Here is an 8,842-nt window from a genome sequence, read left to right on the forward strand (position 1 = left end):
ACCTCCCGATACGACAGCCGGACATCCTCACCCACCACCGCGACCGCGTCCGGCGTACGCGCTACCTGCGCGACAAACAACCCCGGCAACGTCGCCTGAGCGCTCGTGGGGGTTTCCTGGCCAGCTGCCCACTCGGAGAGCAGCCGTGTCCGGTCGCTTTCGTCCAACAGATCGATTTGCCCGAGCGGTGTCTGTGAATCGCCTGAGGCGAAGGCTTCCAGGACACGTGTGAAGCGCCGTTGATGGGCCACCAGCTCGGCCTGGGTGTACCGGACGGAATCCGCGTCGAAGTAGATCCGCGCGCCGTCGGGCTGCATGTAGACCGTGATCATCAGGTCTTCGACCGGGCCGATGGACAGGTTGTGCACCGTAGTCGGGTGCCCGTCGAACCGGAAGTCGTAGTCGAACGAGAAGAGGTTGAGCTCCAGCCCGGAGAGCTTCCCGGCACCGTCGGCCATGCGCAGGTCCCGGCGCATGTCTTCGCGTCGATAGCGCTGGTGCGGCAGCACCTCGCCGACCTCTCGTGAGGCGGCGCGCGCCAACTCGGACAGGGCCGTACCCGGAGCAGCCGTGAGGTGCAGCGGGACGATGTTGGAGAGCATGCCGGGGATGTGGCGCAGGTGGGCGGGCCGGGCGGCGGCGACGAGGCCGAGGGTGAGGTCGTCGGCTCCGGTGGTCTTGTGGAGGTAGGCGCAGGCTGCGCCGACCAGAAGGGCCGACCAGCGCACGCCGGCTCGGTGTGCGGCGTCCTGCAGTCTGTCCACGTCGGCCTGCGGCAGGTAGGCGGTCGTACGCAGGCGGCCGCTGGAGGCGGGGTTCGCTTCGGTGTGGGTGGAAAGTGTGACGGTCTCGGGCCAGTGGGCAAGGCGGTCACGCCAGAAGTGCTGGTCGGCCTCGAAGTGGGCGCCAGCACGGTAGGCCGCGTCGTCCTCCAGCAGCGTCGCCAGGGGGCCGAACGGGCTGACGGGGCACGGCCCGCCCTCGACCAGCGCGGTGTACAGCTCAGCCACACGACGCATGATCAATGCCATGCTGAAGCCGTCGATCACCGTGTGGTGGTAGCGCGTGTAGAAGAAGAAGTGGTCCTCGCCCGCCTTGACCAGCGCAATGCGCCACAGCTCGCCGCCCGGCAGGTTCACCGGCGTCGCATAGTCCTCCCGCATCCAAGCGAAGCCGGCCCCGACCGGGTCCGCTTCACCGCTGACATCCACCACGTGGAGAGCGAAGCCGATCTCGTCGACGAGCTCCTGCCACGGCCCGTCCTGCCCGTAACCGAGCCTGATGCGCAACACGTCAGTCTCGCCGATCACGCGCCGCACCGCCGACTCCATCACCGCTGCGTCCACCCGCCCGCGGATCTCGGCGCACTCGCCGACGTTGTACAACGATCCGGACGCGTCCAGCTCGTGCGCGAACCAGACACCCATCTGGGGGCCGGACAGCGACCAGGACGATGATGTGGGCATTTGGGACATCTTCAGACCTCATGTGAATGTGCCGATATGGTCGCGAATGCGCGTAAGAGTGCCCAGCGGAACCCAGCACATAGGTCCTAGGTCCCGTGCGCGGTTAAGCGGATCGAGTTCGAGTTGATTGACAGGCGGCTCGCGGTCGCGGCTGGACGACCATGAGCACGTGCGGAGTTCGGCGCGTGCAGGGCGGCGCCGGCTCCAGCGGGATCGCGGGAATGGTCCGTCCGCCGCCCCGGCTTGGATACCGGACATACGACGGCATGCACGGGGCCGCCGTGCAGGCGGTCTGCCGGAATCCCGGCGGACCGTCCCGGCCTGGATTTCAGTTGCCCTCCATGGCGTCGACCAGGCTCTTGGGCCGCATGTCAGTCCACGTCTGCTCGATGTAGTCCAGGCAGTCCAGCCGAGGAGCCTCGCCGAACACGACCTCCCAGCCCTGGGGAACCTCGACGAAAGTCGGCCACAGCGAGTACTGCTTCTCCGCGTTGACCAGCACGAGGTAGAGGGCGTCCTGGTCCTCAAACGGGTTCGTCACGACTGATTCCTTGCTTTCTGTTGGTGGACTGTCGCTACGTCGTGCACCCGTGGAACCGTCTCCATGACGAGGCGAACGCACCGTGCGCGTCCAGTGAGAGAGTGCGCGGGGCCGGACCATCTTCGACCTCTGTCGAGCGGAGTGGTCGGCATCGGAGCCAATTAATATCACCCTCCTTGCCTCGGCAGCCATGTCTGGATCGAGGTGAGGCGTCCCCCGGAGTGTGGACACAGGGGTTCATGCTGCGAGTGTGAGTTTACGTCCTCGAGCAATGCTCAAGAACTGTGGATCGGCTCGGGAGGACGTACCTTCCCGGGTAATTGATCGATAGGTCACCGAGCAAGACCGGTGTTCGCAGCACCGGCCGGGAAGGCACGTCCGTGCTCAGCGTAGTGAACGACGACGGCACCACCGCCAACGGCTCCTCCCTGATGGACGAGATCGTCCGGGAGGGCGCACGCAGGATGCTGGCCGCCGCGCTGGAGGCCGAAGTCAATGCCTATATAGCCGAGTTGACCGATGAGCGCGACGAGCGTGGCCGTCGCCTCGTGGTGCGCAACGGCTACCACCAGCCCAGGAAGGTCACAACCGCGGCCGGCGTGGTCGAGGTGAAGGCGCCGCGCGTGAACGACAAGCGCGTCGACGAGGCCACGGGCGAGCGCAAGCGGTTCTCCTCCGCCATTCTGCCGCCATGGTGCCGCAAGTCCCCGAAGATCAGCGAAGTGCTCCCGCTGCTCTACCTGCACGGCCCGTCCTCCGGCGACTTCGTGCCCGCCCTGGAAGCAGTTCCTGGGCAGCTCGGCGGGGCTCTCACCAGCGACCGTCACCCGGCTCACGCAGCAGTGGCAGGCCGATCACACCGCGTTCATGGACCGAGACCTGTCCGAGGCCGACTACGTATACGTGTGGACCGACGGCATCCACCTCAACGTCCGTCTGGAGGAAGCCAAGGCGTGCGTGCTCGTACTCATCGGCGTGCGTGCCGACGGTTCCCAGGAACTGGTCGCGCTCAAGGACGGCTACCGCGAATCCGGCGAATCCTGGGCGGACCTGATGCGCGACTGCCCCGCCGGGGCATGCGCGCCCCCGTGCTCGCGGTCGGCGACGGCGCCCTGGGCTTCTGGAAGGCCCTGGCCGAGGTGTTCCCCGAAACCCGCGAGCAAAGGTGCTGGGTTCACCAAACGGCCAATGTCCTGGACGCCATGCCGAAGTCCGCGCAGCCAGGCGCGAAGAAGGCGATCCAGGACATCTACAACGCCGAAGACCGCGACCATGCGGTCAAGGCGATCAAGACGTTCGCCCAGCTCTACGGTGCGAAGTTTCCCAAGGCCGTCAAGAAAGTCACCGACGATCAAGAGCAGTTGCTGGCGTTCTTCGACTTCCCCGCCGAGCACTGGACCCACCTGCGCACCACGAATCCGATCGAGTCCACATTCTCCACCGTCCGGCTGCGGACCAAGGTCACCCGCGGCGCCGGCTCCCGCGCTGCCGCCCTGGCCATGGCCTTCAAACTCGTCGAGTCCGCCCAGCAGCGGTGGCGGGCGGTCAACGCACCCCACCTCGTCGCCCTCGTCCGCGCCGGAGCCCGCTTCGAACGCGGCCTGCTCGTCGAGGGGCCCCAGGAGCACGCGGCAAGACCGCCGTCGGCCTGCGGCCGGCCACCGCCGCGGACAGGGAGTACTGCTTCCAGCTACACAAGGCCGCCATGGGGGCCTACATCACGCAGATCTGGGGCTGGGACGACCACGTCCAACGCGGCTTCCATACACGTGTGTTCAGCCCCGGCCGCTGGCAGATCATCACCGTCGACGACGCCGATGCCGGCATGCTCCACGTCGAGCAGCGGCCCACCGAGCTCTACCTTGCCCGGATCGAGCTCGACCCCGACTACCAGGGGCGCGGTATCGGCAGCAGGCTCATCCGCACCCTCCTGCACCAGGCCCGCAGACAAGACAAGGACCTCACCTTGGACGTCCTCGCGGTCAACCAGCGGGCCCATGCCCTCTACCGGCGTATGGGCCTGCACGAAATCGCCCGGCACGGCGAGAACAACATCAAGATCAGGATGTCCAGCCGACCACCTCAGAGCGACCCAATCCACAGATCTTGACAATGACTCTACGTCCTCGCCGGTGCTGCCGTTCGAATTCGGCTGGCGAGAGGTAGTTGAGGGCGCTGTGGCGCCGTCGGATCCAGCTCGCCCGGCTCGGCGATCGACGTCACGTCCTCGCTGCCGAGGAGGATCTCGCCGTTCTCGTCGACGACGTAGAGCCATTTGCCGTCGGTACGCTCCAGGAGCGCCGACTCGAACTCCTCCAGCCGGTAGAACAGCGGGTTCACCCGCAGTTCGTCCTTGACGACGTTTCCTTCCTCGTCCCTGGCGAACTCCCCGTCCTTGACCTTCCTGACCTTCACCGCGGGTCCGAACGCGTCGTCCAGCGCCGCCTGGTCCAGCGTGCTGGTCCCGGTTACCGGCCGTATCCCGGAACGGTCCGAGTTCTCGGAACGCCCGGGGTCCTCTGCGGAGAAGACCTCGGTCTGCTGCCGGTGCCCGCCCAGCGGGTACGAAGCCTCGGGAATCCTGCGGCGGACGGTGGAGAGGAGTTCGTTTGCCTTCGCGGGCTCCGCGTCGTGGAAGCGGTTCCACGCGCTGTCCTGGGTGCGGGGCCCGGTCTGGTCGGCCTCACCGGCGGGGCTCGTGCGGCCGGATGAGAGGGAATCCGTTTCGGTCGCGGGGCGGTTGGCGGCGACGGTGGGAGCGGTGAGTTCGGCGAAGATCCGATCCGACTCGGACGCGCCCGGCTCGTCCGTGGCCCGGGCCTGCGGGGTCTCAGTGGTTCGCGGGGGTGTCATGGAGGGCGTCTGCGGCGCCGGTTCGATTCCCCCCATGGCGTCCTCGACACCGCTGACCGTCGTCTGCTCGGCGATCCGCTCCTGAGGAGCGGCGGCCGGCCACCGTCCGGCGCCCATGCCGGGCCGGCGTCGTCGGAGTGCGTTGCCGCGGCCGCGTCGCGGGTGGCGGTATCGGCGTACAGGGCGTTCAGTGTGCGGACGGACAGCCCGGCTGACAGAGCCTGACGGGTGAACGTTCTCCGCAGGTGGTCGGGACCCTGGGAGTGCGGTGCGCTGCCCAGGGCATCGTGGGTCGTCAGGGCGCGGTGGGTGCTCAGCGCGAACGGATCGCGGGAGAACGTCCGCCACACGCTCGCCGGATTGGTGGCCAGCGCGCCCGGCCCGGTGGCGTCCACGATGTCCCGCAGCCGGTCGCGCAGCGCCTGTTCGAGGCCGGTGCGCGTGCTGTCACCGGTGTCGACCTTCCAGACCTGGGTGGTGGTGCTGGGATGGAAGACCAGCCACTGTCCCGGCTCACCATTGGGCCCGTTCACGAGTTTGAATCTGGTGATCTCACCGGTGTTCGGGTTGCTGCCCATGGCGGTGGCCGTGGTGGGGGCGTACACGGTACGACCGGTGGCGTCGGCGACAGCCTGGGCGACCGCCGCGGAATGGCAGACATTCATGACGATAGGGGCATCGGCCGGCAGCGCGTTCAGGCTCGGCCGACGGCGCAGCATCCGCCCGAGTTCGCGCCCCGAGAACCGGCCCTGCTCGGCCGGGGCCTTGCCGTCGGCGGTCACCGGCAGCAGGGTGTGGCCGGGAATGCCATGTGACTCGAAGAAGTACTTGACCCGCTTGTGGACCCACGGAACTTCGACCTCGGGCCCCTGCATGACGGTTGCGTTCTCCTTCGTCAGGGCGACGTGCGAGAACTTCGTGATCGACGGCAGGTAGGCAGACTGCGCTTCTCTCGAAGCCGCCCAAACCCGTGCGTCGCCCGCCCACTTGTCCGCCCATTCCGTGTCGGCATGGGCGGCACGGCCGACGGAGTTGCCGTCCAGGTCGACGATGGTGTGGGTGACCAGCCTGCTGTCCCGCACCGTGGCCGTCTCCCCGGAGGCCCGGGAGTACGTCACCTGTCCGACGTGTTCGAGCGACAGGGGACCTGGTCCGTCCGGGCGGGACAGCATCCACCGGCCCACCGGCCTCCCGGGCCTGACGTCGGGAGCGAGGTGTGCGACGGCGCCCGCGCTGTCGGACTCCCTTCTGGCGATCAGCGTGCCGGTGTAGGACCACACCTCGTGTCCCGTTCGCACCGCCACAGCGCGCGGCAGGTCGGGTTTCCCGCCCAGATCTGCCCACAGGACGATGCGCATGCCCTTGGCGAGCTCGGCATCGCCGGCCAGCAGGTCGGCGAACTCCTCGTACGACACCTGGTGGCCGTCGAGTCGCACGGCATCGCCCCGCTGCGCCGCCCGTACCACCATCACCGGGCCCTTCCAGGGGGCTTTCTGGAAGAAGGCCGGCTCGGCGCCTGAGGGCGCGTAGATGTGGGAGAAGTCCATCTTCTGCCCCGCGAGCAACCCGGTCCAGTCCCGGATCACGGGCTGCTTCTTGCCCAGCAGACCCTTCAGCAGAGATGGCGCGCCGACGCGGTGGTCGGTGGGTGGGTCGGTGAGGGCGTGGGCGGTGGAGGTGGTGGTGGGGTGGTGGAGTGCGTCGGGTTTGGGGTGTCCTTGGGCAGTGAGGACGATGGCGTGGGTGCGGACCGCGTTCCAGTCGGACAGGTTGGTGGTGACGCGTTGTGCGGGGGGTGCTTGGGGGTCGATGAGGCGGGGGCCGTTGGTGGTTTGGTGGATGGCGATGGCGTGGCCTGGTCCTGTGGCGCGGTAGCCGATGACCAGGGCGGTCTCGCCGGGTTCCAGTGCGTCGCTGACGTCGGTGAGGTGGGTGACGGGGGTCCAGGCGGTGTCGTGGGCGAGGGTGGCGCGGGGGTCGCGGCGGCCGATGTGTGTGTCATCGAGGGCGCGTGTGTGGTTGAGGCCGGCGGGGTGGAGGGTTTGCCTGACGCCGTTGAGGAGGGTCACGCACAGGGCGAGGTCGGCTGCCTGGTCGGGGGTGAGGCCGAGACGGGTGAGCAGGTCGGTGCCGACGGCGGCGGGTTCGTCCGGGTGTGGTCCTGTCCCGTTCTCGACGAGCTTCACGGCGACGAACGCGTCGATGTCGGCGACGAGTTGGTCATGGGAACGCGCCGCCACGGAGACCGGGCCGCCCTGGGGGTGGTCCGGATTGCCTTGCGAACGGGCTTGAAGGCTGGTGAAGACGTGGTCGGCGGTGTCCGGGCGATCCGTCGCGCTGTCGGCGCCGTCCGCCTCAACCTCCATGCCGAACGGCCGCTCCGTCTCCGCCTGCCGCGGGTGCTCGACGGCGGTCGATTCCTCCCCTGCCTCGCGTTGCCCACCCGTCTGATGTACCCAGACGGGATAGGCAGGCGTTTCCTGCGGGAACCGGTGCTCCTGGGAGAGGCCGTCCTTCCCGCCCGGCGGGGCGGTCCGCGACCTGGTGTCCGAGGCGCCGCCGGGGGCGGCGGGCGCGGGTGTGTCGGGGGCGGCGTCGGGGGTGTGCGGGTCGGTGCCGGTCGTGGCGGCTCTCGCGCCTGGCCGGTTCCCGGTCTGTGACGAAGGGTCAAGGCGGTGGTTGGCCGTCTGGCGTGCGGAGGAGGCGGTGGTGGTGGTGAGGATCGAGTTGAGTTCGTCCTGGCTGAGCATGCCGGCGAGCCGCTGCAGCACGTCCTGCCCCAGCAGCAGGCCGCCGTCGTGCGCGGGCGGGAGTGCGGCGAGCGCGGACAGGATGGCGCCGGCGTTGTGCAGTTCCTCCCAGCCGGGTCTGTTGGAAGCGGTCCGGTCGCTGGCACCGATGGGGAGCAGCGAGTCGCCGTCGAGGCGGGTGGGGGCGTCTTCCCGGCTGCCGAGCGTGCGTGTGTCGGTGTGCGCTGTGGGTGGCTGCCAGTCGATGTTCTGCTTGATGTGGTCGGGCATCACGTCGGCGAGTTGGTCTCGCACGGTGTCGGATGCGACGACCATGACCCGGCCTGGGTAGCCCAGGTCGCCCACCGAGTTGATGAACATGGCCGCCGCCGTCCGGTGTCCGGGGCCGGCCGCATCGTCCACCGTGACCGTCACGCCGGGCAGTCGACCGAGTTGTTCACCGACCGTCTGCCGGAGGTCGATCTCCGCCGGAGTGGGCGGGATACCGCCCCGCTGGACGGTCAGTTCATCGATAATGGCCTGACGCTGGTCTGCCGGTGCCGCGAACAGGTGCCGCCCCAGGTTGCGTTCGCCTTCGGCCTGCTGCACGGGCCAGCCGGGCCGCGTCCGCTCCGGCAGGGGAGCGTTCACTGTGGGCCGGTTCGTCGTGCCCGCAGCCGTGCGGCCCGAACTCGCCGCGTATGACGCGGGGTTGGAGTCGTTCCGGGACGCTGCCGGGAGCACAGTCCCAGGAAGCGCCCCCGGTTCCCGGTCGCATCCGGTGCCGGTGTCTGATCCGGCGCCGTCAGCGGCGCCTGCGTGTTCGCCTGTGCTGCCGGACCGGTGACGGCGGGGCCACTGCTCGCAGTGGGCAGTGTGACCGGCGGGGTCGTGGCCGGTGAACCCTCCAGTCCCCGGCTCGTGTTGTGCGTCCATCCGGCGGTCCCGGGCGTCCCGTCCGGCCCCCTCACCTCGGTGCCGGGGGCGACGAGAGTCTCGGCGGAGTCGGTCCAACTGCGCGGGCCGGCGCCGGGGTTGACGAGGGTCTCGGTGGAGTCGGTCCACCTCTCGGTGTCGTCGGACGGGCCTGTGTACGGCCCGGTGCCGGCGGTGCCGGTGGTGTCGGTGGTGTCGGCGGTGTCGGTGACGAGCTTGTCACTGTTGAACTGTGACGGGTCGATGTCCAGCCGGGGCGGTGTGCCGAACCAGTCCCCCTTCAGCAGATTCGCCGTGTGCACGGCATGCATGTGCAG

At 68.9% G+C, this 8,842-nt stretch carries 5 protein-coding genes and 2 pseudogenes; 2 read left to right on the top strand and 5 right to left on the bottom strand.

What is annotated here, in order from left to right; translation table 11 throughout:
- On the bottom strand, positions 1-1,475 hold a 1,475-nt coding region (locus ACFYOH_RS43955), incomplete at its 3' end, for a condensation domain-containing protein (RefSeq protein ID WP_388637790.1).
- Positions 1,476-1,794: 319 nt separating this feature from the next.
- Positions 1,795-2,007, bottom strand: a complete 213-nt coding sequence (locus ACFYOH_RS43960) for an MbtH family protein (protein ID WP_388637793.1) — start codon at positions 2,005-2,007, stop codon at positions 1,795-1,797.
- Positions 2,008-2,387: 380 nt separating this feature from the next.
- Here ACFYOH_RS43960 and ACFYOH_RS43965 point away from each other — a divergent pair.
- Together ACFYOH_RS43965 and ACFYOH_RS43970 are read left to right on the top strand one after the other, a co-directional pair.
- A pseudogene (locus ACFYOH_RS43965) lies at positions 2,388-3,626 on the top strand (IS256 family transposase); the annotation flags it as partial.
- Positions 3,627-3,712: 86 nt separating this feature from the next.
- Positions 3,713-4,117: a GNAT family N-acetyltransferase gene (locus ACFYOH_RS43970; RefSeq protein ID WP_388637796.1), complete on the top strand. Its 405-nt coding sequence runs from the start codon at positions 3,713-3,715 to the stop codon at positions 4,115-4,117.
- A gap of 8 nt (positions 4,118-4,125) precedes the next feature.
- Here the strand turns inward: ACFYOH_RS43970 and ACFYOH_RS43975 are convergent, their stop codons facing one another.
- The 3 genes and pseudogenes from ACFYOH_RS43975 to ACFYOH_RS43985 all read right to left on the bottom strand — a co-directional run.
- Complete coding sequence (locus tag ACFYOH_RS43975; protein ID WP_388637798.1) at positions 4,126-4,860, bottom strand: hypothetical protein; 735 nt, start codon at positions 4,858-4,860, stop codon at positions 4,126-4,128.
- Entirely contained in the window at positions 4,857-8,240 is a 3,384-nt protein-coding gene (locus ACFYOH_RS43980; RefSeq protein WP_388637801.1) for a hypothetical protein, read from the bottom strand. The genes ACFYOH_RS43975 and ACFYOH_RS43980 overlap by 4 nt, the downstream gene beginning before the upstream one ends.
- A pseudogene (locus ACFYOH_RS43985) lies at positions 8,237-8,842 on the bottom strand (hypothetical protein); the annotation flags it as partial. The gene ACFYOH_RS43980 and the pseudogene ACFYOH_RS43985, both read right to left, overlap by 4 nt.

The sequence above is a fragment of the Streptomyces sp. NPDC007856 genome, assembly GCF_042868225.1.
Lineage (GTDB): Bacteria > Actinomycetota > Actinomycetes > Streptomycetales > Streptomycetaceae > Streptomyces.